At 39.9% G+C, this 26,096-nt stretch carries 23 protein-coding genes and 1 pseudogene; 6 read left to right on the plus strand and 18 right to left on the minus strand.

Annotated features, from left to right (window positions below; genetic code table 11):
* The first annotated feature begins 211 nt into the window (after positions 1-211).
* Positions 212-2,890, plus strand: coding sequence for an endo-beta-N-acetylglucosaminidase (locus PGLA_RS21700; RefSeq protein ID WP_068537011.1), 2,679 nt, complete (start codon positions 212-214; stop codon positions 2,888-2,890).
* A 58-nt stretch (positions 2,891-2,948) separates the two neighbouring features.
* Here the strand turns inward: PGLA_RS21700 and PGLA_RS21705 are convergent, their stop codons facing one another.
* The 13 genes from PGLA_RS21705 to PGLA_RS21765 form a co-directional block, all read right to left on the minus strand.
* A complete protein-coding gene (locus PGLA_RS21705) occupies positions 2,949-3,899 on the minus strand; it encodes a DegV family protein (protein ID WP_068537014.1) in 951 nt (316 codons plus the stop codon).
* A gap of 250 nt (positions 3,900-4,149) precedes the next feature.
* Complete coding sequence (locus PGLA_RS21710; protein ID WP_068537017.1) at positions 4,150-4,626, minus strand: GNAT family N-acetyltransferase; 477 nt, start codon at positions 4,624-4,626, stop codon at positions 4,150-4,152.
* Positions 4,627-4,643: 17 nt separating this feature from the next.
* The gene (locus PGLA_RS21715) at positions 4,644-5,087 is read right to left on the minus strand and encodes a DUF1801 domain-containing protein (protein ID WP_068537020.1); all 444 of its coding nucleotides are present in this window, start codon (positions 5,085-5,087) and stop codon (positions 4,644-4,646) included.
* Positions 5,088-5,268: 181 nt separating this feature from the next.
* The gene (locus PGLA_RS21720) at positions 5,269-6,471 is read right to left on the minus strand and encodes a hypothetical protein (protein ID WP_068537023.1); all 1,203 of its coding nucleotides are present in this window, start codon (positions 6,469-6,471) and stop codon (positions 5,269-5,271) included.
* Positions 6,472-6,742: 271 nt separating this feature from the next.
* Positions 6,743-8,251 (minus strand): sensor histidine kinase, encoded by a 1,509-nt coding sequence (locus PGLA_RS21725; protein WP_068537026.1) that lies wholly within the window; start codon positions 8,249-8,251, stop codon positions 6,743-6,745.
* Between the two features lie 2 nt (positions 8,252-8,253).
* Positions 8,254-8,946 (minus strand): response regulator transcription factor, encoded by a 693-nt coding sequence (locus tag PGLA_RS21730; protein ID WP_068537029.1) that lies wholly within the window; start codon positions 8,944-8,946, stop codon positions 8,254-8,256.
* Positions 8,947-9,179: 233 nt separating this feature from the next.
* Positions 9,180-10,574 carry an MATE family efflux transporter gene (locus PGLA_RS21735; RefSeq protein ID WP_068537159.1) on the minus strand — a complete coding sequence of 465 codons (1,395 nt, stop codon included), beginning with the start codon at positions 10,572-10,574 and terminating at the stop codon, positions 9,180-9,182.
* Between the two features lie 214 nt (positions 10,575-10,788).
* Complete coding sequence (locus PGLA_RS21740) at positions 10,789-11,442, minus strand: M48 family metallopeptidase (RefSeq protein ID WP_068537161.1); 654 nt, start codon at positions 11,440-11,442, stop codon at positions 10,789-10,791.
* A gap of 179 nt (positions 11,443-11,621) precedes the next feature.
* On the minus strand, positions 11,622-12,683 hold the full coding sequence (locus tag PGLA_RS21745; protein WP_068537032.1) for a glycosyltransferase family 2 protein: 1,062 nt from the start codon (positions 12,681-12,683) through the stop codon (positions 11,622-11,624).
* A 265-nt stretch (positions 12,684-12,948) separates the two neighbouring features.
* Positions 12,949-13,929: a glycosyltransferase gene (locus PGLA_RS21750; RefSeq protein ID WP_068537034.1), complete on the minus strand. Its 981-nt coding sequence runs from the start codon at positions 13,927-13,929 to the stop codon at positions 12,949-12,951.
* 538 nt (positions 13,930-14,467) lie between these two features.
* A complete protein-coding gene (locus PGLA_RS21755) occupies positions 14,468-16,399 on the minus strand; it encodes an AraC family transcriptional regulator (RefSeq protein WP_068537036.1) in 1,932 nt (643 codons plus the stop codon).
* 394 nt (positions 16,400-16,793) lie between these two features.
* Complete coding sequence (locus PGLA_RS21760) at positions 16,794-17,030, minus strand: hypothetical protein (RefSeq protein WP_068537039.1); 237 nt, start codon at positions 17,028-17,030, stop codon at positions 16,794-16,796.
* 652 nt (positions 17,031-17,682) lie between these two features.
* A complete protein-coding gene (locus PGLA_RS21765) occupies positions 17,683-18,411 on the minus strand; it encodes a hypothetical protein (protein ID WP_068537041.1) in 729 nt (242 codons plus the stop codon).
* A 324-nt stretch (positions 18,412-18,735) separates the two neighbouring features.
* Here PGLA_RS21765 and PGLA_RS21770 point away from each other — a divergent pair, with 324 nt between their 5' ends.
* From PGLA_RS21770 to PGLA_RS27160, 4 genes and pseudogenes are all read left to right on the plus strand, one after another.
* Positions 18,736-18,939, plus strand: a complete 204-nt coding sequence (locus PGLA_RS21770) for a helix-turn-helix transcriptional regulator (protein WP_068537047.1) — start codon at positions 18,736-18,738, stop codon at positions 18,937-18,939.
* Between the two features lie 2 nt (positions 18,940-18,941).
* Complete coding sequence (locus PGLA_RS21775) at positions 18,942-19,424, plus strand: hypothetical protein (protein ID WP_068537050.1); 483 nt, start codon at positions 18,942-18,944, stop codon at positions 19,422-19,424.
* 497 nt (positions 19,425-19,921) lie between these two features.
* Positions 19,922-20,143 carry a hypothetical protein gene (locus tag PGLA_RS27155; RefSeq protein WP_211269601.1) on the plus strand — a complete coding sequence of 74 codons (222 nt, stop codon included), beginning with the start codon at positions 19,922-19,924 and terminating at the stop codon, positions 20,141-20,143.
* Between the two features lie 141 nt (positions 20,144-20,284).
* Positions 20,285-20,458: pseudogene (locus PGLA_RS27160) on the plus strand (tyrosine-type recombinase/integrase); the annotation flags it as partial.
* 188 nt (positions 20,459-20,646) lie between these two features.
* On the opposite strand, the gene rlmD reads toward PGLA_RS27160, so the two are convergent.
* The 4 genes from rlmD to PGLA_RS21795 form a co-directional block, all read right to left on the minus strand.
* Positions 20,647-22,125: a 23S rRNA (uracil(1939)-C(5))-methyltransferase RlmD gene (gene rlmD / locus PGLA_RS21780; RefSeq protein ID WP_068537054.1), complete on the minus strand. Its 1,479-nt coding sequence runs from the start codon at positions 22,123-22,125 to the stop codon at positions 20,647-20,649.
* A gap of 80 nt (positions 22,126-22,205) precedes the next feature.
* Entirely contained in the window at positions 22,206-23,087 is an 882-nt protein-coding gene (locus tag PGLA_RS21785) for a diacylglycerol kinase (protein WP_068537057.1), read from the minus strand.
* Between the two features lie 20 nt (positions 23,088-23,107).
* Complete coding sequence (locus PGLA_RS21790) at positions 23,108-23,878, minus strand: sirohydrochlorin chelatase (protein WP_068537060.1); 771 nt, start codon at positions 23,876-23,878, stop codon at positions 23,108-23,110.
* A 1-nt stretch (position 23,879) separates the two neighbouring features.
* Positions 23,880-24,170, minus strand: a complete 291-nt coding sequence (locus tag PGLA_RS21795; RefSeq protein ID WP_068537063.1) for a YerC/YecD family TrpR-related protein — start codon at positions 24,168-24,170, stop codon at positions 23,880-23,882.
* A gap of 298 nt (positions 24,171-24,468) precedes the next feature.
* On the opposite strand from PGLA_RS21795, the gene PGLA_RS21800 reads away from it, so the two are divergent.
* Positions 24,469-25,041, plus strand: a complete 573-nt coding sequence (locus PGLA_RS21800) for a hypothetical protein (protein ID WP_068537066.1) — start codon at positions 24,469-24,471, stop codon at positions 25,039-25,041.
* Between the two features lie 77 nt (positions 25,042-25,118).
* On the opposite strand, the gene corA is transcribed toward PGLA_RS21800, so the two are convergent.
* Positions 25,119-26,078 carry a magnesium/cobalt transporter CorA gene (corA, locus tag PGLA_RS21805; RefSeq protein WP_068537069.1) on the minus strand — a complete coding sequence of 320 codons (960 nt, stop codon included), beginning with the start codon at positions 26,076-26,078 and terminating at the stop codon, positions 25,119-25,121.
* Between the last annotated feature and the right edge of the window lie 18 nt (positions 26,079-26,096).

A 26,096-nucleotide genomic window follows, 5' to 3' on the forward strand; every position in this document is an offset into this window, starting at 1 on the left:
TTTATCAACTTTAAATTATTTCTAAATTTATGGACAATATGTACAAGGAATTGAAAACGCTTTCAGATATACCTAAGACCATGCTTTCGAAGTAGTTTTGTTCGACTGCGCTATCGCTTATCTCTCTCAAAACCTAAGACCATGCTTACGAAGTAGTTTTGTTCGATCACGCTATCGCTTATCTCTCTCAAAACTTTTAGGAGGTTTTCACATGACTATTCCGTTCAGATTTAAAATGTTAGTCGCAACAGGTGTACTTGCAGCTTCCGTTGCAGGTTTGGCACCGAGCAGCCAAGCACAACAACCTTATTCCTCTTACTGGTATCCAAAGGATTTGCTTACTTGGAGCTCGAGCCAAGACAAAGATGCCCCATTTAACAGAGCTAGCATTCCTCTTGCAGATCGTTTTTCTGGACAAAAGGTAAATCCGAAAGCTTCCGTAGATCCCAAAGTAATGGCACTTTCCATCATGAATCCACATACAAGCAATACACCTTCGCAAGGTTCGAATGAGTTCAATACGTTCACATTCGGTTATTGGCAATATGTTGATAAGCTTGTTACATGGGGAGGATCAGCAGGAGAAGGGATCATTGTTCCGCCAAGTCCAGATGTCATTGATGCGGGTCATAAGAATGGTGTACCTGTACTCGGAACTATTTTCTTCCCACCGACTGCATATGGAGGTCAATACGAATGGGTTAAAGAATTTATACAACAAAACCCAGATGGAACTTTCCCAGTAGCAGACAAACTGCTAGAAGTCGCTAACTACTACGGTTTTGATGGCTGGTTTATTAATCAGGAAACAAAAGGCGGTACACCCGAAGATGCTCTTCAAATGCAAACATTGATTCAATATATGAAAGATAAAAAGGATGACATGCAGATCGTCTGGTACGATTCCATGACTAATAAAGGTAACATTGACTGGCAGAACGCATTAACAGATTCGAATCAGATGTTTCTGCAAAATAAAACTGAAAAAGTAGCCGACAACATGTTCCTCAATTTCTGGTGGAAAGACATGCAACCTTCCCGTGACAAAGCAATCACACTGGGAAGAAGTCCTTATGATCTGTATGCAGGTATCGACGTACAAGCCAACGGATATGACACCAAAGTAAGCTGGGATGGTCTGTTCCCAGGGGGTACAGGTAACAATGCCAAAGTATCTCTCGGTTTGTACGCGCCAGACTGGACTTTCAGCAGCTCCAAAACACATGATGAATATTACATGAAAGAAAACAAGTTCTGGGTTGGACCGAATGGTACACCTAATAACACCGAAACAACGGATGCTTGGAAAGGTATCTCTAATTATGTTGTAGAACAATCAGCCATTAACCAATTACCCTTCTCTACCCATTTCAATACTGGTAATGGTCATTTCTTTTCAGTAGATGGACAATTGATGACAGAAGAACCTTGGAGCAATCGCAGTTTACAAGATATTTTGCCTACATGGAGATGGATGACAGAAAGCAAAGGAGTCGCATTACAACCAAGCATCGACTTTACTACCGCCTATTACGGTGGAAGTTCATTAAAAGTAGCTGGTAAATTAAATGCAGCCAATGCGACAAATGTACAACTATATAAAACGGATTTATTAGCAGACAAGAACACTGAACTTGCAGTCACATACCAAACACCGTATAAAGCGTCCGACATAAAAGTAGGTCTTACTTTTGCAGATGCACCAGATCAAATCGTGTATCTCGATGCTGGAAAGACAAAAGAAAATAAATGGACGACCAAGAAACTTTCTCTTAAACAGTATGCAGGTAAACGCATCACTTCCCTATCTTTATCCTTTTCTAGTGACAAAGAAATAGCTGATTACATGATTCATATTGGGGAACTATCGGTCTATAACACAAATAACGCTAAGAAGCTCCCAGCCGTATCCAATCTAGACATTAACGAGACGGACTTTAAAGAAGGCATTTACACTGATGCTAGATTAGTCTGGGACAAACTAGATGCCGATGTGCAGCACTATGAAGTCTACCGTGTTCTTCCATCTGGACAAAAAGAATGGTTAGGTGCAACCTCTAACAACGCTTACTACGTGCAACAGATGAAACGCGACAGCAAAGAAGATCGTACGACGCTTGAAGTTGTTGCAGTAAACAAACAATACCAACAAGGACAACGTACACAAGTACATTTCGATTGGCCTAAATACCCGAAACCTGTAGCAAAATTTACATCCGATACATTCGTCATCATGCCGGGTGGAAAAGTAACTTTCACTGATCTCTCTTCTGAAGTAGCTGAACAACGGTTATGGTCATTCCCTGGGGGTACACCCGCATCAAGCACGGACAAAAATCCAACTGTCTATTATGAAAAAGAGGGCATCTATCCCGTGACACTTACGGCGACTAACAGTGTCGGTCAAGATGTGAACACACAAGACAGTTATATAAACGTAACAACCGATGAGATCGCCTTAGCACGTAACATAGCGGTTGGTAAAACAACCACAGCAAGCAGCTTTGTGAGTAAGGGCGAAGCACCGGAATTTGCGGTTGATGGTAAAGTAACAGACAATAGTAAATGGTGCGCAGTAGGTTCAGGACCTCACTGGTTAACCGTTGACCTCGGTTCAGTTTCTAGACTGAAACAATTCGTCATCAAACATGCAGAAACGGGCGGAGAAGGTGCCTCCGTGAACACGAGTGACTTCACAATCGAAGTCAGTGAAGATGGAACCACGTGGAGTGAAGTCGTGAAAGTTCAAGGAAATACAAAAGCAGAAACCACCCACTCCATTCCAGTAACTAGTGCTAGATATGCCAAACTAACTGTTCTAAAAGGAACACAGGGTGGCGATTCAGCGGCTCGCATTTATGAATTCGAAGTTCATGGTGTTCAGAAGTAACTTACAATGCTACAACGACGACCACTCCCGATTACTATCGGCAAGTGGTCGTCGTTTATTATCTATGCTTTATTTTATTGATGAATTCATTCTTCTTATCGGTCATTTCATGAATACTATTAATCAACAGCCCATCTCGCTTATGTCCCTTCTCAATAAAGAACATAGACACTGCTCCTAATCCTACGTGAGTACCTACTGCCACACCCATTTGCATGATGAATATATCACCTTTAAATGCTGTCTCTTGCCTGATCTTGTCCAACAAGTTATCAGCAATCTTTCTCTCCGAGGTGAATCCTATGATAATGAAATCTGTAACATCCCAATCATTTCGCAGGTTAAATTCTTTTACATAATGGTTTAATACGCCTTTTAATCCTCTTTCCTTAGCTACGATAGCCCCTTTACCTTGTCTCATAGACATGATTGGTTTAATTTTTAGAATCCTACCTATTAGAGCGCTAGCATTGGTAAGCCTTCCACTCTTGATTAGATGATTTAGATCATCTACACAGAGAAAGTGTTTTACACTATTTTTATAGGTCTCATTAAATTGTATTAATTCTTCAAAAGTAAATCCGTTCTCTCTCAACATAGCAGATTTCAACGTTAACCATCCGCTACCGTGACTCATAGATTTCGAATCTACGACATGAATTTTAATAGAAGAGTCCGGATGATCATCAAAAAAAGTTTCTTTTGCTATTTCAGCGGATTGAAAAGATCCACTTGTACCACTCGACATACAAATACATAGTATCTCTGTGCATCCATCTTCTATTGCTTCATTTATGATGTTCAAATATTCTGTTGGGTTTGGCATCGATGTCGTAGGGGCTTCTTCTAAATTTCCAAGGATCGCATAGAAATCATCAGGTTGTATATCTATCTTATCTCTACACTCTTGACCGTTTATCATTATCATTAATGGGGCGATTCCGATGTTATATTTCTCAATCATTTCTTCTGTCAAATCACAAGTAGAGTCAGCCATAATCTTAATCATCTTTGTCCCCCAAAGAAAAAGAAGTAGGGCGTAATTTCGTTCCCTACTTCTCTTATATTTTTGTATATAAATTCTAGTATACTTAATTTTCTATAGACTAACTTAATACGTACCTAGCGTCAATGAAACTTGTCACTTATTGTCGATCTGTGAAATATCCTGTTCACCAACTATACACAAAAAGAACTGCTGACCATGAAGATCAGCAGTTCTTTAGTAGGAAAAGACACAATACGTACATATTTGTTATTTAATTGAATGACATCCAGATCGTATCCCCAACAACCTCAAACTGCTGCTTGTACCAGAAATTGCGTGATGTCGTTATAGGATATACATACATTTTCTTATTAGGGTATTTCTCTTTAAGCCAATCTATAAAGAACGCCGCATAACCCTTACCTTCAAATTCTTTCAATACATCCAATGCTTCTATAAATAGAATATCTGTTTTGTTTTTAATATCTATATAGAAATCTTTTTGTAGATATCTCTCATCATCACTAAAGTAATCTTGTTCCGCCTTATGAACTAACTGCTTCCCACTTTTATATTCCCAAATCGCGGCATACCCGACCATATTATTGTCATCTTCAATGACATATAGTTCTTCAGGTAGTTCCGAAATATCCTTCTTACTCAATTCCCCGGAATGATAACCCGAGGTTAATTCAGCTAATACGGTTTGTAAGTCTTGATCAAATGATTTTGTAGTAATCGTAGGCATTTTCGATCTCCTTTGTGCTATCTTTCACATTTTTCAATCCATTGTTCTACTGTTATTTTTTTACAAAGTTCTCCAATTAATGCATAAGGGATTTGATCCATCTTCTTAAACCGAATACAACTTTTCCCCATATCTAGCTTGGTCTTCATATGTTTAGGATACTCTTGTACAAACCAATTTAACAGTTCTTGATCTGCGTATACGCCCATGTGATACACAGCCACAAAGTTTTTTTGAGATGCAATACCCATAAATGGTAATGGTTCTTTGGGATTGCAATGGTATCCCGCTGGATAAAGTGTATGTGGCACTACATAACCAATCATTCCATAACCCATAGTCTCTTCAAATCCTTCTGGAAGGCTCTCAAGTATGACCTTTCTTAATTGTGCGATCACTGCCTTTCGTTCCTCGGGTATTTCATTTATATATTCATCTGGTGAACTAGCTTCATATCTCACAATAATCACTCCTTATGCTCTACTCTTCCGAACTTCAAGCAAGATTACTCATTTAATATTTGATTCTTGTCCATATTACGCTATAACAACATCACCTTTCAATAAAGAGCTTATACTCTACATGAATGTGGTATCCCATCCACTATTCTGATAAATAGATTAATTCATCCCCTATTATTTCTTACTTAAAATCAATAACCTGTGTGACAATAATTGATTTATTGTCTTCAATCGTAATGCCAAGCCGTTTCCCAGAAGGGCTCCATGTCAGCGGATACTTAGGATAGTAAGCCATACCAACTGGGGAATAAGATGAACCTAAGGGCGATACCTTACCCGAAGCGGAATCGAATATATATACTCCATTCATCCCACTTTTCTCTGTGGTATACACGTCGAAAGCAAGCCTTGATGAATCTGGTGACCAAGCTAAATACGACATTAATTCACCTTTAGCGATTAACGAACCTTTCTGACTACCTACGGAATCATAGATGATTAGCTCAGTACCTAGCTTGCCCGGAGCACTTACGGTAGTAACTGCGATATGCTTACTATCTGGTGATATCTCGAAGTCCCATACCCCCTCTACGAGGATGGATGGCTGTGTCTTCCCCGCCTCCAAATATTTTAAGTTATTCTTCGAATCCGTATAGTAAATACGGCCATTGCTCACAGTGAAGCGATTAAATATTTCAACATCTTTATCCTCAATTGCTAAATTTGTGAATGTACCATCCGTGGCAATTTGGCGTATATCGCCGCGTCCTTCCATTGAGCCTGCTGCGAGAATGTACGTATCGTTATTCAACCAACCGCCCAATTCCATATAGTTATCGCCTTTTACAGCAATACTTTTACCTGTACTCAAGTTCTTGATAAAATTATCTGCCGTATACTTGTCTTTCCACTTCTGAACAAAGCTAAATTTACCGTCTGGTGATACATACTCCTTAACGATCGCCTGTGACGGCTGATGAACTTTCACTTCTCGCTGTTCCTCGGTACTTAAGTCGACAATCGACGTTGTGTACGAATATTTCGGTTCCTCTGTATTCGTCCCAGCTTTCAGCAGTTTCGTCGTACTAACCTTAACCTCATGATCCGAGAGCCAAGCTTCGATATTGGAGCCTTCGAGTCGATGAATGCGTTCTACAGCCAATTCTTGATTATCTTTCTGTGCAGATCCCTCTACAACCGTAAGCTTGCGATCACTTCCATCTGCTGTTTCGCCTGAACTGGACTGAGTGCCTGTTCCCGACTGATTGTTACTCGGTGTCACCGTGGTAACCTTCTCATGCGATGATTGGCAGGCCATCAAAGAGACCGACAGCATAACTACTGACACAAGCTTCACACTATTTTTTCCATTTATGCGATTCATACAGTACCTCCATAGTTATTATTTCAATCAGGGAGCATACGCTGTGAGCTAAGCTGCCTTGTAATGCTGCTGCCCCCGCTTCAAGTACCCTGTTGACTTCAGTATAGATTCTGGATATCTCGCAAATATATCTGACTTGTAACCAACTTGTAAACAATGAACCCCTACAACAAACAGAACCGACTACGCAATCCTTCTCCAAGGACGGCACCCGCTTCATTGAAAAAATAATAAAACCCAGACTCATTATAGTCTGGGCTTTCATGTTTCGTTAGAGTCCGTCTGTTTCTGTGTTCAGATGAACCATTGGTAGCATAATTTCAAACCGCGAACCGTTTGGTCCAGAACTCACGAGCCGAACCAATCCATGCTGCTTCTCAGCTAGACTGCGCACGAGCGACAATCCGAGTCCCGTGCCTCCATAAGCCCTAGACCGATCACCACTGACCGTATAGAAGGGATCAAATATTCTGCTGTGCGCATCCATTGGAATGCCGATACCCGTATCCACTACTTCTATTACCATATAACCTTCGCTGTTTGAACCTTCCACCAAATGGTTAGAGAGGGTAACCGTACCCCCAGGCTTGTTATATTTCACAGCGTTATCTAGTACATTAAGCACCATATGCATCATATTCTCCGGATCAGCCCATACCGTTCCTTCACTTAAATGGGCTTCCATAGTGACCCCATGTCTTTCCGCCTTTATCTGAAGGCGGTTTACTGCTTCTTGAAGCAGTGGCGATACCTCAACGACCTTCGCCTTTGTCTCGAATTCATAGATATCCATGGACGACAACTGTAGTGCTTTCTCTACCAGTCCATATAGGCGTTCCGCTTCCTTACCAATCTGCATTCTGGCTTCTTCCAATAGAGACGGATCATCACGATACATCTCTAGCAGATCAGCATAAGCTAGAATTGAAGTCAGTGGTGTCTTCAGCTCATGGCTAATGTTACCGATGAACTGTTTCTGTTGCTGTTCCAACTCTTGCAATCGTACGATAGCGTCTAGTAACTTCAACTTCTCTTCCGTAAGCTGGCTGAGCGAGGACGCGATACTTCCGCTCATCTCATAAATTCCTTGAGCAAGCTCTCCAAGCTCGTCCTTTCTCTGGACCAGAGGATCAAGGAGATACTTTCCTGACCCAATCTGATTAGCAGCTTGATTCAATTTCGCAATCACATTCACCTGGCGCCAGACATATAAGTATCCGATTAAGAATCCCGCTACTAGAACCGCTGCACCCGTAACAAGAAATAAGTTCTGAATCCGTGAATAGAAGGCATATTGATCTGCAAGCGATGCATGAAATTGTACCGTCCCAAGTCGCTCATCTGCATTATATAAAGGAGCCAAATATAGCAGTTGGACTCCTTCAGTTATATAGACAGACTGTCCCTTCGCAGTATATTCGAGCGCATCCTTAACATCTGTTCTAGGTTGAATTGGAAGTGAGGTGCCTGCGAAAGAATCGTCAGGTTTATATAGTGTCACCGCCATGCCACTCTGCGCACCTAGATCAACCGCTAAACGCTGAGCGCTCCGTTGCATGAACAAATCTGGCGTTATTCTCGTTCCCGTCAGAAATTCCTGCCTTACTCTCAAATTAGCATTTGCCGATTCATGAGCAAATAACTGTTCCAGACGATTACGTTGATCCTCACGTATCCCCGCAAGCACCATCGTACTGAGTACAATCAGAACCGACGCAAGCAACAAGGCCAGTAGCATAGCTAGCTTCCCTTTTAAGCCTATGTGTATTTTTCTCTTCATCCTTATGGATTCTCCGTACTTTTGTATCCAATACCATATACTGTTTGGATCACTCCGTGCAGATCACCTAGTTTCTTGCGTAATCTCTGCACGTGAATATCTACCGTACGTGTCCCTCCAACAAAATCCATATCCCATACTTTCTCAAGTAGCGCTTCTCTGGAATATACTCGCTCAGGATTACGTGCCAGTAGCACAAGTAAATCGAATTCCTTTGGCGTAAGGTCAATCAACTTCCCCTCCATGCGAACTGTGCGACTGAACAATTCTATGCTGAGGCTCCCCAGTTGGGTTACTTCTTGATTCTGGGGGGATTGTCCTGCAGCATCATTAACATGTCTACGCGATAACGCCTTCACTCTAGCCATAATTTCCCGCATATCGAAAGGTTTCGTCATATAATCATCTGCACCAAGCTCAAGGCCCAGCACTTTATCTACAATATCATTCTTAACGGTCAATAAAAGAATCGCCGGTCGTTGTCGCCGATCTGCAAGCTTACGGCAGACGTCATATCCACTGAGTCGTGGCATCATGACATCAAGCACCATCACATCAGGCTTGAATGTTTCTACACGTTCAATAGCCGCTTGCCCATCTTCAGCCGTTTCCACCGTATATCCTTCTCTTCGAAGCGCATAAGCTATGGCGCTAGCAATGCTAACTTCATCATCTACTACGAGTACTTTCGTCATCGATTTATGCCTCCTTTATTTTGTTATAGGACTGATTATCAAGCCCTGAAGCACTTATCTTGACTATCCGTCATCGTACTGCAAGTATAAATTAACATGACCTATAATATCAAAACACAAATGACCGTGATTTCATTACTACGCTTCCTGTTAGTATATATCTATTTATTATGTCATAGTAGAGCAAAAAGAGCTGTCAATTGGACAGCTCAGTAGCTACGTACAATATAAAGTTAAATCAACTTATGAGCATACCATCTATCCCCTTTGAATCGTAATCCAAAGATCAACGCACGAACACCCCATTCGGCAACCATAGCTACCCATACACCCATAATACCAAACCCGAGTGTTATTCCTAAAACATACCCTAATATTACGCGGAATGCCCACATAGACAACAATGAGGAGATCGACGTATATTTCGAATCCCCAGCTGCACGTAATGCCGATGGCATTATAAAGCTCAATGACCACAATAAAGGTTGAGCAACCGATATTAACAATGTAAGTGCCAAGATCGAAGGAACAATATCTTCCGGTGGTGAGAACAATTTCACAATCAACGGAAATAATGGCAATATGATGATTGTCACGATCACGAAGAACAGCGTGGAAAGTCCGATGAAAGATTTAATAAACTTCCTTGCATCTTCCATGTTCCTTCTTCCAATACACTGACCGACAACCGTTACAACGGCTATACTCAGTGCATTGCCCCCAATTTGAAATAACAGCGATATAGAGCCACTAATCGCATTCACCGTGATTGCAATCGTCCCTAACTGAACGATAAACGTCTGAGTTAATAATTTACCACCATTGAAAAACATCTGTTCTGCGGCAAAAGGAATTCCGATGAACATAATCTTCTTTAGAATCGACCAATTCAGTCTCAGCGCATTTCTTATTTTGAAACCTAGCGTATGATTATACTTTAACAAATAGATTAATGAAATCACCATTCCTAATATTCTGGCTAGAACCATAGAGATGACTAACCCGATGACGCCCATATCCAAAATACTGATTAACACGATATTTAAACATAAGTACGTTATATTCATAATTAACGATAATCCCAAACACGCTTTGGTCTCTGCCACACCTCGAAGTACGCCACTAACAGCTTGAAATATCGCAATAAATGGATAAGAGATACAACTACCAATAAGAAAAATCTTAGCATTGTTAAATACCTCGGCGTCAGCATTACCAAATAGCAAGTTTAACGTAGGCATATGAAACACAATAACAAATGTACTGATCAGTACAGATAATATGGCAACTGCAGAAATGGCTTGCGAAGCCGCCTTGGATACCATTTCTTGATTCCCTCTGCCTTTATATTGCGCCACAATAACCGTACCACCTGTTGCCACAGCGACGAATACATTAATCAAAAAAATATTTAACGTATCTACCATACTCACTGCACTGACTGCAGCAATCCCAGAAGAACTAATCATGGCCGTATTCAGTAAGCTCATCAAAATAATAAAAGCTTGGTCCACAAAAATTGGGATAATGATACCGATAATTTGTTTGTAATCAATCGAGTTCCCTGTAAAATACTTATTTAGCAAAAAAACTATTTTTTGTTTTACATTCGGCCTTATTAAATTCACCGTATCATCTTCTTTGCTTGGATTATGTCGAGATTCATCGTTTATCGTCGAACTTACTTGCATATTATACCACTCTTATAGAGGGTGTGGTGTGAAGTGTATCGCCTTACTGCGATTGATTATTTCTCAAAAGATTCCGAAACATCTTTGCCTGAAATGCAAAAGGGTTCAACCTCGTAGCTACGAGGTTGAACCAGACAATCATTACTCATTTTTATAGTGTCATAGCATGTCCATGCTCTGTTAGAAACTCTTCTTTTTCCTTGTAATCTGGCATAATACCTCCAACACGTCTCCAAAAGGATCTGTCATGATTCATGTGGAGCAAATGACAAAGTTCATGGATGATCACATAATCGATCACTTCAATTGGAGCCATGGCTAGAAGATAATTAAAAGTTATCTTTTTATCCGCACTACAACTGCCCCATTTGGTTCTAGACTCTACGATCTCAATGGTTTTAGGCTTTATACCCAGTTGAGTTTGGTATATTTTGATTCGATCCGCTATAACCTTCTTACAGCTAGTGAAATAGAACTTCTTGAGATTTTTTTGCAGTTCCTCTTCCTCTAACTCATTTGTCTCTATTAATTCATCAAGTGAATACTCTTTTCCTAGATGAAGGAACTTTCCCTTATCTTGATACTCTTTAGGCTTATGGGATTCTTGAACTAGAGCAATGTGACGTGACTTCTCCAGTATCCATTTACCTTGTTGTTGCACGGCTCTTATGATACTCTCTTCACTTGCATCATTAGGAACTTTAACCGTTATGAGACCTACCGTATCCATATGAATCGTAATTTTCGTTCTATGACCATATTGAACATTATACTCTATGATATTATTATCAATTTTAATTTTCATAAACACCATCGTTTCTATAAGGTTATCCCTAGTATTATACCACGTCTGTAGTCTCTTCTCTTAACCTTTTCAATGTTGTATATATAATACCTTTATGACACACCAAGAAAGAAACAGCTACACCTTCCCTAAAGGTCGTGTAGCCATTAATTTTCTTGGCCAAAATATATCCAATCGTCTTAATATATATCCAAATAAACTTTATCTACATTCAATCGTAAAAAAGGAACAAATAAGCTAGCTAAGAAAAGGACTTTATATAGTTTAACTTCATACCGTATTGCTAATAAACAGTAATGGATCGCTTTGATACTCCTTTTTCTGTTAATAATTGATAATGTAAAATATTTTCTTGATATAGCGAAATTCAGGTTTTTTAAATATTTTTTTTTGTTTTTTATGTTGCTTGAACTTAATAAACGTTCCCTTAACATTATTCTGAATTTATTTGAATAATAGCCTGCGATCGTTATTTTCCCCATTAATTCTTCATTATTAAGTACGCTTTTGTTGTCTAATTCACTTCTATGGCAAAAGAAATAGATGCTATTTGGGCTTTGGTGATAGATAAAATGTACGTTATTAATCAAAGCGATCCTTGTTGACCCCATAAATCTGAATAAAAATTCTGAATCTTCTGCAATCTTATAGTCTTCTCTAAACAACCCGAAACTATCCAATATCTTCTTATTGATTACCATTGAATTAATACTATAAAACCATGATTCGTCATCCAAGTAATGCTCAAACATTCTTTCATCAAATAGAATCGCATTATCCTTGCTTTCAAAAATTTGCATTTTATTATTAATACTCTTCTGCATTTCATCACTATTGAATAAATGATGTGTTTTACCATCTGTTGTTCTTTCAACCCATAACGAAATACAAATATCCATGTTATGACTTATCATCACATTTAGACTATCTTTCAGGTGATATTCAAGCCACTTATCATCTGAATCTAAGAATGCAATGTAACTCCCTTTAGCGGAAGTAATCCCTGTATTTCTAGTTCCTGCCGGGCCTTTTGAACGCTCATTTTTTATGTATTTAATCCTGTTATCAGTTTCAATGTACTGTTGGATTAACTGTTCCGTTTGATCCGTACTACCATCATCTACAATAATTAACTCCCAATTTCCATAAGTTTGATTCTGTATCGATTGAATAGATCCAGGTATAATTGTTTCTCTATTATAAGTGGGCATTACGATACTTACCAAGTTATATTCATCCATTCTAGTTACCTCTCCTATGAACATTCATATTTGACAGAATACTCAAATCATATGTTTGTATATTCCTATATATGTGTATGGCAAAATCCATCTTTTTAGAAGTTTAAGATAAAAAGGAGTGTCATTGAGGATATCGATTCTACATTTAGAATTTGGACAAAAAAAACGGCCACATTTTTTTCAAAATGTATCCGAGGCCGTTCGATTATATATAACACAACTTTTCAAAATCAACATGATTGCAACGCAACATATCTATAACTTTTTATGTTGAATTCATTTTTTTTAATAAGGAAAAAAATCCAATGCTAAATATATGAATTAAATAATATATCCGTTTGTTAATCACTAATAAACGTACCTCAATCTTATTTTGTTTACTATAAACACGACTTAGTAAGAACCTTTTGTCGATTAATTTATTATATTTTTTGCGACAAAGCCTTCCCATTTTAAATCCACATAGATATATTTCTACAAGATGATCATCCAACAATCTCCTTAATTCATCGTCTTTAAGCTCATCATATATCTTAGCTAACTCATAACAAGTCTGGATGATATGCACACCGTTCTTCGACAAATCTTTTTTCTGAGTAATAGAATCCTCCCGTATAATATAATTATAAAAAAGAATGTTCGTGCTAACTACACTTTTAGCTTTAAGAAAGACTCTTGGCATAAATTGCTCATCTTCATGCAGTAACCCAACTTTAAATTCCAAATTGTTATGAAGTAAAAATTCCCTTTTATATAAGTTCATCCATACCACCATATACATCGTTTTCGCTTTTAACTCTTCCAAAAGGAATTTCTCCCCTGTTACTACTCCACTCTGTTGTGTTAACGTGTGCTGCATTGGTATTACTTGATTATTCTCTAGTCTGTTTGCCGCACCTACGATTATTTCTGGAGCGTTATTATTTATTATTTCAATAAACTTCTCACATATATGTACTTCAATATAATCATCCGAATCAACAAATAAAATATAATCTCCCTTAGCCTCTCTCATGCCACAATTCCTAGCATCTGAGAGCCCACCGTTTGTCTTATGTACTACACTAATTCTTGAATCTTGTTTGGCATAATTGTCACACATCATTCCACAACGATCTGGACTTCCATCATCAACCAGTATAATTTCGATAGCAGTGTATGTCTGATTCATTAGACTTTGAACACATCTATCTAAGCAGTTCTCAACTTTATAAACAGGAACAACGATTGATATTTGAGGTTTCATTAGATTCTCTCCTCCTTAACATCTTTAAGTAGTCATTCATACACTTCTTAAGATGTTTTTTCTGTTTTAAACATTGGTTATTCCCATTACAGAAAATTTCAATTTACGTCCGAACATAAACAAGGAGATAACTTATAGAATACTTTTCTTTAGAAACTTAACATAGCAAAGATCCATCTACACGGAATATTTGGAAAATAAATACTAATTAAGTATACCACTTCACATAATTTTCAACATATCAACTTTAAAAACCAGAATAAAGCATAGAAACCCGATTGATTGATAATTCAATCGCTCGGGTTCTTCGGATTAATATCGAAATCGCACTATTCCTCAACAACAACACGTCGCTTATAAACGCCGGGAAGAAGCGCTGCTTCCTGCTCCGAGGGTAATTGTGAAGGAAAATTATTATTAATTGAAGATTACAGTTTGAGTAAGCGGCAATTGAAATGGTCAGCGCCCACCAAGCAGAAACAAACACGTCTCCATTGGCGTGTTTGTTTCTGCTTGTAATCCTGAGTCGATTGTGTAACTATTTCTGCTGTAAAATACCGTTAATCCAATTAGCTAGATCCTGCGTCTGAGCAAGAAGAGCAATAGGATCACGGTACCAAGATCGTTTTTCATTCCACAGATAGACTCGGCCCTCGCGAATCGCCTTTAGGGAACCCCATATTGGGTCCGCTTGCAGTTCCTCCAGCGATGATTCAGTGGTCAGCACGAAGTAATCTCCAGCATACTCCGGTAGCTTCTCCAAGGATATTTCAGTGTAAGTATTAGTCATCACTTCAGCAGGAAGCGAAGCTGGGGCCTTAAGGCCTAGCGCCTGATAAATATTTCTGCCCCCGCGCCCAGATTTGGCGCCGAACACGAACACCTGTCCATCATACTCCTGGAATACAGAGAACGTGGCATCTTTAGGCACAACCTCCTGAACTTTAGCTTTATTCGCAGCAATATGATTTTCGTATTGACTCAGCCATTCAGCCGCTTCCGACTCTTTACCCAGCACCTTTCCGAAGTAGGTTACTTCTTCATGAACGCTGTTGAAAGTATTTGATGCTACTGACACCGTAGGTGCAATCTGACTATATTTCTCGTAAATCTCCGGCTTTCTGGTATGCGTAATAATGAGATCAGGTGCCATGGTCAGCAGCTTCTCGAATGACTCCCCGACCGCTTCTACTCCTTCCAAATGACCCTCTAGATAGGGACTTTGTAGTAACAAATCATTGGATCCGATCGGTTCAATACCTAGTGCGATAACCGTACCCAGATAATCTACTGCCGCAACCCGCTTAGGTGCCAGCGGAATGTTAACATCACCAAACAAGGTGGATACGGTTTTAGTTTCAGACGGACTGACTGATGCTGTCTCTGTTCCTGTCGAGCTTTTCGGACTTGTGCTGAGCGGAGCACCACTACCCGCCGCACATGCATTGAGCATTAAAGCGAGACATAGCCATAGCGTGGATAGTATAACCGATTTGGAGCCTTTATTCATTGTGAAGTCCCCTTCTTTTCTATGTTGATAATGATATTCATTACCATTAATAATATAGAGTTGTGAGGAGACATTTACAATGGAGTTTTTTAACCCCTTTTTTGTATGATTAGAACCCTGTCCTTGACGAACCAGGTGATTATTTCTAAATTTACCTGGGGCGATGCCCATGTATTTTTTGAACAAACGATTAAAATAAAACAAATCTGGATAGCCCACATTGCGTGCAATTTCCTGCAAAGAGGCATCCGTTGTAAGCAGTAGACATTGCGCTTTCTCTAATCTTAGCCTAATTACATATTCGATCGGACTGAGTCCCGTCTTTTCCTTGAATTTACGTGACAAATACTGCGGACTGTAATTGAGTTGTAACGACAATGACTCTATAGATTTAGATTCTTGATAATGCTCGGATAAAAAGCTTATCACCTGCTCTGTTAGGCTGTGTTGACTATTCTCCTCTGGACTAAGCTGTATCTGACGCAAAAGTCTATGTACAAATTGATAAAAGAATCCTCTAACCTGCAACTTATCCAACCCGTTAGTATGATTCCAGTGCCGGTGCATCCTTTGGGTGAATTCCAACAGCTCTAGAGCATCATGTGGTGCGAAGCTAAATGTTTGCTCGAATGGGTTATCACTCTCTATCAACATTTGAAATTCATAGAGACAATTAGGCGGCAATACAGCCTTATATAGAATCAGGTAGTATTCAAGAACAGTCTCCGCTTCGGCTTCCAAGCATGCCCCCTTCCCTACATGCAAAACATGAAACCGATCGGCATAATAGGCTTCTCCGTCCAACCATAACCGACCTCTGCCTCGCACAGTATAGACAAATGTACTAGCCGGTAGTATATACCTATGCAAACGCTCGCCACGTTCTAGCACGTTGTGCCTGACGTCAAGAACCTTAACAATAGCTTGATTCCATAATTGGATATGATCATCAATGTTCATTTACTGCTACTCAGATCCTCTCTCTTCTCACGCAGCCACTAAAGGGATATCCCTTTAATTCCATGTCACGAGTACGGCAGCCTAGTGGTCTTTATTGATAATGATTCTCAATGATATTGTATAGTACAATAGCAAATATTTCAAATTACATCGACAACTACATACGATTATACCCTGCCGATAGCAGATATTGTCGCAAGTTTGGCAGAGTGCTGGAAAAGGAAACGGCTATCCAGTTGACTTTATCCCCATAGATCGGCGAGACGAAAAATACGAGCAGCGAGACAAGCGGTAGAGCATGAAGCGTTTCCTTCACCGTCTTAGTCGGCGAAAAAAAGCAGAGATACGGGATGCAAACATTTGTCTGCGCCCGTGACGTAGGGATTAGGTATCTTCATTCGAACCTCCGCAGATGCTTCAATCTGTCTTTGAACCTGATAAGCCCGTCTGTTCCATAAGCTCCGGAATCCGATGGCTTCCCGCTGCGGTTGAAATCGTAATGGACGCTAAACCATACTAGTGTGACCGTCGTATGCCGCAGATCGTGGAAGAAGATATAGCGAGCCTTATCAGCCCCTGTATTACCTACTTCAAGAATCCTGTAACACAACCCAAAACCCTTATGAAACAAGAGATAATAACCTCTTGCACTATTCCCTCCTCAACCACACAACCGACTCCACATGCACCGTATGAGGGTTGAAAAAGCTTTAACTATATAATCTATTATAGTGTGCTGAAGCCTTGATTTAAATGGGTTTTTAGTTTCCCTATCCGTTCTGGTGGGTTGGGTTAGAGTGGTTGGTGTTACTTTTTAACACCAATTTAACACCAGTATTAATAGCACCGTTAGCAACAAGAAGTTTTATGGTAGACGAGAGAAATATCTATCGATGTCTATTTCAGACTCAATCCAAGATCGAAGCGTAAAAGAAGCAACAGAATCTGTTTCCATCTCATTCAACCATAAAATTTGCAACCATCAAGATACACAAATTGGATACTTAAGATTTCCTATTTGAAGGCATCTGAACTCCTACCCTTATCGCTATCAGCGATAGGTATATGTACCATTATGCATTCCGATCTAAGAGGAATCCTTATTAAATAGGGATTTGTTTGCAATATCTTCTTAGCTTTTCGGTTCTTTAATAATGCTTGGTGGCGGTTTTAGTCCAGTCACCATGATTTAATGGGCTATGTTCCCACATACCACATGTGTTAGTTTTTTTCTTTTGTTTTCCCATTCCCTTTCTTAGTGAGAAGTTTTTTCTTTTAAGATACTAAATAATTTTACTTTCAAGCATATTATCAACTTTATTTTTTATAGTTTTTAAACTTAAAGTATCCATTTCCTCTAAAATCCTTAAAGTTTCAGCTGTATCTTTTGAATTGTCAACTATAATAATTTGATGGTCAGTACTCAATTCAATCAACATCTTATATATTTCTTCGTATACTTCTGGATCAATTATAAGGTCTTTTTCTGAGACCTCGATTTGTACAACTTCCTCCTTTGGTAGTTCATCGCTTTTAAGAGTCCCCAAGTACTTACTCAATGAGTCTAACATCAATACTCCTGGATGACCTGATGCATATCCTTCTTTTTCACTTGAAAGGATAGCTGCTAAATACGAGAGTTGCATACATTGCAACAGACCACCACTCTCGTGGTCATATACGCTTGATCCAGAGTAATATGGTATATATTTTTCCGAGTCAATGTATGTTTCATTGTCTGCATCATATTTAAATCTACGCATATACTCTTTATAGTGCTCATCCAGATGTGTAAACACTTGCTTTTTATAATCTTCGCTTACATTCAACTTCTCTAGTGCTTCTTCTAAACCTTTTACTTTTCCTTCCAATTCACTTATCAACTTTTCCTTTTCAACAATTTTACGATGTATTCTTAAGCACTCTTTTACAATTTCATGCTCTCTCGTAAGCTTATTTACAATACTATTAATACTGTCTATCTGAGATAGAAAAGAAACGATTGCACCCATCTAAAAAAACTCCTCCATCCAACTAATTAATTTTTTCTATATATTCTCCTGAAGATGGTCTATTCCTCCGTCGTGCAGTTGCTGCGTACAAAAGCACTTTTGTTCGCGCTTTCATCAACGTATATGAGTGACCAATTAAGAATTTTACGGTTTTTAACAGTTTTATATTAATTCCTTTTGTTATGTCTTCGGGACATCTCCTAATAAGGTTTCTTTGTTGTTTTAACAAAAAAAAATGTAAAGTTGGCTTGACATCCCAGGAAATGTAAAGTATACTTTACTTGTCATTATTATACATTAATTCCCACTTATAAAGGAGGCTTTATGAAAAACAGAATTCGCGAATTGCGCAAATCGAAGAATATTACGCAGGAGGAATTGTCTAAACAAGTAGGAGTCTCACGGCAATCGATCATTGCAATTGAATCAGGAAAATACAATCCATCTATAGAACTTGCTTACCATATTTCAAAATCTTTCAACTGCACTATTGAAGAAGTGTTTATATTCGAAGAGGGGAGAATGTAATTATGGAGATTTCTATCGGGGCTACTATTGGAATGTGTATGGGAATGATTTGTGGGATCCTTGGTTTGTGGTTCGGACGGAAAAAAGCTAGGAAAAACAGAGGTTTAGATGAGCTATACTCCCATATTTGGCAAAAGACGAGATCTTATTCATGGTATGTGACATTAGGAGCTATTTTTGTTCTCTTTTCGCTAAATGTGTTAGGGATTGAATTAAGCTCTGCAATGGTTTTAGGTATCCTTCTTTTTGTGCACATAGGGAGTTGGGGGATAATTGGGATCATTTTACCCATCAACATGTCCGGTACATTCCCGTTGCCTCTTTCTCGTGTGAAGTTTGGCATAATCGTCATTGCTACCTCTATTATAGTTTTTACGATTATGTCGATCATTGCGAATAACTGGATGTTTTTACTATTCAGTATTCTGCCTAATTTAATTGGACTTTTTATTGCACTTACAGCAAATAGAAAAGATTCCGAGTAAACCTACTGTAGATTCGAAATAAAGTCGTACCGTTTTACCCCTTTGGATATGGTAGAAAATGATCAAACATTTTTATAAAACCGATATTTAAATCTGCTGGATAAGAATCCATTTTGATCCATCTTTTTTTCGAAAATGGATTCTTTTTATTTATCGTAAAATACTGGTTTGTGGGGTATTTTTGATCATACTTTATTTCAAAGTAACATTCGCCCCTCAGTAATCTTGCTAGCGCAGGGCTCACGAATTATGACGATCTTGACCCCGAACAACGCGATCTTCACTTCGATATCTCAGATAATTGTCGCTTTTCCTGATCCTTCGCATCCTTCAACGAACGCAATTCAAGGTTGACGTATCAAAGATAACTGTATGAGTCCACAAAAAAATAACTCCAGCTAATCATACGTGCAGAATCTTCATACTAGGAAAAAAACTTGATCCCTTAATAAGCTAGCCGAATCATACTATTAACGTCAAAAAACTATCTTGGTGCTATGTATAGACGAACGGCAGCACGAAAAGGGAGAAAAAGAGCAGCCATCTCTGTTGCGCATACAATGTTGAGAATAGCCTACTATCTTTTAACACGTGAAGAAATGTATGTGGACCTAGGCGAAGATTACTTTGACAAACAGAAGCAACAATCTATTGTGAAATACGCAGTTCGACGACTAGAAAACTTAGGTTATTCTGTAACTATTGCAGAAGTCTCTTAATTCATTAATATACCAATATTCCTTATTTCGGGTGCTGTAACCTTCAAAAAAAATGAATGGACTGCGTCTTATTTACTTTTGCCCTTTTACAGTAACTGCAGATTTAATTTTCATGGGAGCTTAATAAAAAGAGCAGGATACCGAAATAACCTGCGGCATACATCTGCTACAATTCTGATTAACCAGGGCGTACATGCCAAAATAATATCTGAGCGACTTGGTCATGGAAGCATTACCACAACAATGAATATCTATGGTCACGCTCTTCGACCAGCTGATCAAGCTGCTGCTGATAAGTTTGAATCGTTATTATAAAAATAAAACTTCCTGACAACAAAGATGACGCACAGGATCAACAATTCCTGGCGTCATCTTTATGTTCTTTTAGGTTGTTCTCTGACCAATTTTTACATCACTTTTACATCAACGCACTTTTTAGTCCTCTGTACTACCGATATTGCTAATACTGTTCTACAGACTAAAACCCAGCATATATAAGGGTCTCAACATTCTGTATTATTCTTTATCAACAACGCAACCGACTCCACATGCACCGTATGCGGGAACATATCCACCGGTTGTATCTCAACCGTACGATATCCACCATCTTCTAGCACTCTCAAATCCCTTGCTAGCGTTGAAGGATTACAGCTCACATACACAACCCGCTCCGGTTGCATTGCCAGAATCGTCTCTAACAATCGTGGGTCACAGCCTTTGCGTGGTGGATCAACGACGATCACGTCAGGTGTGATGCCTTGTTCTTTCCAGCGTGGGATAACATCTTCAGATGCGCCCACTGCGAACTCGACATTGCTCATGCCATTCAGTTCCGCATTTGCTTTGGCATCTTCGATTGCTTCAGGGACAATCTCTACGCCATAGACCCGCTTCGCATGCTGAGCCAAGAATAACGAGATTGTACCGATGCCACAATAAGCATCGATAACAGTCTCTGCTCCAGTAAGTCCAGCATAATCCAACGTTTTACCATATAGCACTTCGGTTTGAGTCGGATTCACTTGATAGAAAGAACGAGCAGAAATAGCAAATTTCACGTCTCCGATATAATCGTATATAACTTCATTTCCCCACAGTACGTTTGTTTTGTCTCCAAAGATGACATTCGTCGTTTTAGTATTAATATTATGACAGATGCTTGTCACGGCTGGCATTGCCTTCGTGATCTCAGCGATCCAAGTATCTACATTCGGAATCTTCGCTCCATTCGTAACTAAGACAACCATCATTTCACCCGTACGGAAGGCTACTTTAACAACAACATGACGAAGCAAGCCTTGACCTGTTTCTTCGTCGTACGCCGTGATACCAAGCTTCTGACCAATGGATTTGATATGCGCCACAATTTCGTCATTATTCTCATGCTGAATGAGGCATGCCTCCATATCGATAATCCGATGGCTCCCTTTTGCGTAGAACCCACCGACAAGCCCACCCTCAGTTATACCAAAAGGAACTTGAGCTTTATTGCGATAGCGCCAAGGTTCACTCATACCGAGTGTAGGGAGAACAGTAATTCCTTGTTCTTTGCCTTCGATCTCACTATTCAAACTTCCATCTGTCACATCTAACTTACCAATCCGAACTAAGTTGTCCACCACTAACTGACGTTTCCACGCTAATTGAGCGTTATAGTCCATATGCTGTAACTGGCAGCCGCCACATTGGTCGTTGATAGGACAAGGTGCAGCAATACGATCTTGGCTCTGTAGAATGATATCCAGAAGTTTGGCATAGCCATACTGCTTCTTCGTCTTGAGCACTTTCACGCGGACTTTCTCCCCTGGGAGTGCGCCCGCAACAAAAAGGGTATAGCCTTCTGTACGGCCTACCCCTTCTCCGTCATGGTTCATACCGATGATGTCGATCACAACTTCATCGTTCTTGGATACCGGCAACCCGATCAACAGAGCCGGATTGCTGCGGCGATCGTTTGGTCGACCGCTACGGTGTTTTTTCATGATGCTATATTCACTTCTTTCCTTATCTTCTCATCATATATATTTGTTGCATTTCTATCACGTATTCCTACTACTTATAATCACGCAAAAATTCGCATATGCTGTTTCAGCATCTGGAAGGTTCCTGGTAAGCTACCACCTAACTCGCCGTCGAGATTCAACAGCACTTCACCAGGTGAAGTGACTTCCATATAATCCGTTTGGAAATGGATTACATTCTTGTCGTTCAGATGTTCTCCACGGAGTGCCATCCTAACAACACGAACGAATTCAGGCAGATTACAGTTCTTAAGGGCAATCACATCAAATAGACCGTCATCAATGCGAGCGTCTGGTGCCAGCTTCTCGAAGCCACCTACAGAATTCGTATTCGCAATGAGGAACAACATGAATTCATCGTGAAGATCCTTTTGCCCATTTGCTTTAATGAAGAGTTCTTGTGGAGATAAGCTAACCATCTTCTCAATACCTTTGAGGTAGTAGGCAAGTTGTCCAATTAATGTCTTCAGCTTGCTTGGAACATCATACGTTAATTCTGTAAGTGTTCCACCACCTGCAATATTAATAAAGTACCGATCATTTGCTTTCCCTACATCAATAGGGCGTGTCTCTTGTCTAATGATCAGATCACAATAGTCTTCCCAATTCTTCGGAATCCCAAGCCCCCGAGCGAAATCATTCGTTGTTCCAAGTGGAAATAAACCTAACGGTGGAAGATCCTCTTTCCCCGCCATACCATTAACCACTTCATATAACGTACCATCACCACCCGCGGCAATGATGAGATCATACCCACGTTCTACCGCTTCCGCAGCTTCACGAGTAGCATCACCTTCTCCTGTAGTGGCATGTACCGAAGTTTCAATACCACCTTTATCAAGACGTTGTAATATATCAGCAAGCCTTCTTTTCATTTCCTCACGACCGGAGGTAGGATTATATATTAATCTTGCTCTCTTCATACGAGAACCGCCACCTGTTATCAAAATATGAACCTTTGCAACATAACATGAACCTGCTTGCCAATCCACTGAGAAATCAGAGGATGCGGTAACAGTGCCTGACCTGAATAGCGATACGTTAGTCCCTTAAGCCGTTCTGGAATAACGTTCCGAGTGAAATATCCCTCACTCAGAAATAGAGGTGCCACGATAACTTGATAACCAAATTCTCTTTGCCAATACTCTGTTCGTTCTTGCACTGAATTTGGATTCAGAAGTGCATAATCTACAGCATTCACTCCACTAATAGCCTGAACTTTAAGCGCAAGAGACGATATTCCCTTCTCCCAACGCTCTCGAAATCCTTCGTATATACTTCCATGCCCTACAAGTAGGATTACTTCTCGCTCAACATCTACACATAGACCACGTATTTTATCCCACACCATCTGCGCAACATTATCATCGTCATCCATAGGCACTCCATAATGTATATTAGATTGAATGTGATAAGGTGCAAGTTCTGTTTCACAATCTGCATTCTCTTTCACACCCAGTGCATAAGCAATTTCATCTACATGGGTACTACCTGAAGATACAAATAGCGGAATGACGATAATATCTGTTACTCCTTGTTCTTCTAGGAGATAAATGCCGTCCTGAATCAGTCTTCCCTCTACAATTTCTAAGAACGAAACCGCCACAGGAATAAGATCCTGTAGCGGCAACTGATTCACAGCTTCATCCACCAGCTCAACCCACATAGGCTCTCTAGAGCCATGGCTGATGATTAATACGCCCGGTCTACGCATGTTAGCGCCCTAAGCGTTCTAAAGACATCTTATACCCATCATTACCATAATTCAAACAACGCTTCACTCGCGAGATTGTAGCTGTACTCGCACCTGTCTCTGCTTCTATCTGGTTATATGTGGACCCTTTTCCTAACATACGTGCTACTTCCAGACGCTGAGAGAGTGATTGTATTTCATTTACTGTGCATAGGTCATCGAAGAATACGTAACATTCCTCTACATTCTTAAGCGTCAATACCGCTTCAAATAATTGATCTACACTCTTATCATTTAACTTCTTTAGTTGCACCACTAATCATCCTCTACTATTACTATGTAACCTCATTGTACTGTAGTCGACACAATCATTTCAAGCATTAACGGTTTCCCGCAGTAGAGAAGCGAATCACGAAAGCAATCATTCGAACCTTTTTAATAGGATTAGACTTCATCACACCGTCATATCAATACCATTCTAGCATATTCATCACCGCTAGGCATCCGCCCTTTTCCGCTCCTATCCCGATTCACGAGGGCATTCGTCCATACTTTATGTTCGCCTACCACATACAGTGTTGTATACCAATCTGAAAAGGAAAGTGATAATCATGGCTGAGCATTACCATCGTAGTTCTCCGAGCAACCAGCGTTCACTCGGTCCTTTCTCTTCGTCTTCATATCATAATCCATACCCAGGAATTGATTCTTTGGGAGCTATCCCTCAGCTTGAATCATCTGCCATGTCTCCATTTCAAGGCGGTGGCTTGAATGGATTCGGTGCAAGTGATGTGGTTGATTCTGCAGCTGCGACAACGACAGTATTGCCCGCTGTTGCGACAGCAGCCAAATCAGGATTCTCTCTAGCAAACATAGGTGAGCTCAAAGGCGTAATCGACAGAATGGGAGGCATAGATGGGATCGTAAGCTCAATGGGGAAATTCCAGAAAGTTATGAGTGGTGTTCAACAAATGGCACCGCTGATAAAGCTAATGATGGGCTCTTTTGGCAAAGGTAAGACGAAGGGAACTCCCGAAGATGATGATCCAATTTATTATACTCCTCGTAAACGTCGACGTAAGAAAACATCATCACTCAAGCGTAAACCGATTCCACAACGTAAGACTACCAAATCTACCAGATCTACCAAACAACGTTCCTCTGGTAAGAAACCTCAAAAATAATAATTCAAATCCCCCGAGAATAGCCCCTCGCTTGACGTAATAAGAGTGCTTACCCTCATGTGAGCACTTTTATTACTTTACTTGAACCAACCTCGGCGAATGAACCACATCACCATGCCACTGCCAAGCATGAACATCAACGCTAGCACGATACCATACCCATATTTCCAGTTAAGCTCCGGCATATGAGCGAAGTTCATTCCATAAATACCAGCAATTAAAGTCAAAGGCATAAAGATTACTGTGATTACAGTGAGCGTCTTCATGATATTATTCATTCGATTGGAATTGAGAGAAATGTAGCTATCTCGCAAATCCGAAGTCATTTCACGGTCAGCCTCAATCATATCTGCTAGTTTCAATAAGTGGTCATAAATGTCCGAGAAATATACCTTATGCTCACCACTATTTTGAATATGCTGGGAATTTACAATTCGATACAAGAGATCCCGCATAGGGACAATCGTCCGTCGTAACTTTAACAGTCGTCCCCGTAGATCAAACACTTGGTTCATTAATTCTTCCACAGATTCATTGCTACCTTGATTCTCAATCTCTGCTAACTCATCTTCAATGCTGTATAACGTAGGGAAATAACGGTCCACCATCATATCAATCAGTGTATACGCACAAGCGATTGGACCACGAGCCCATACTTTACGGTCGTGAGCATGCTGGATAATCCGTGCCCATGCTTCATCAATCTCAGGCAGTTGTCGATGGTGAAAGGATACAATCATATTATGATTCAGGAATAAATCCACTTCTTCCGCCTGTAGCGTATCAGGGTTAAGGGCGTGAAGTACTAGAAATTGTGTATCGTCGTAGAAGTCCAATTTGGGCCGTTGCAATACAAACATACAATCCTCAACAGCCAGCGGATGAAAATGAAAGTATGTATTTAGTAAATCTGCTTCTTCTGCTGTTGGTGAACTGAGATCCGTCCAAATCCAAGCGTAATCTTCTATCTGAATCTCTTCCAATGGAATACCGACCTTCACCTCATGCGAGTGGGTAATCGCAAGTGTCCTAATCATAGATATGACTACTTCCTC

The sequence above is a fragment of the Paenibacillus glacialis genome, from assembly GCF_001637205.1.
GTDB classification, from domain to species: Bacteria; Bacillota; Bacilli; order Paenibacillales; family Paenibacillaceae; genus Paenibacillus_AQ; species Paenibacillus_AQ glacialis.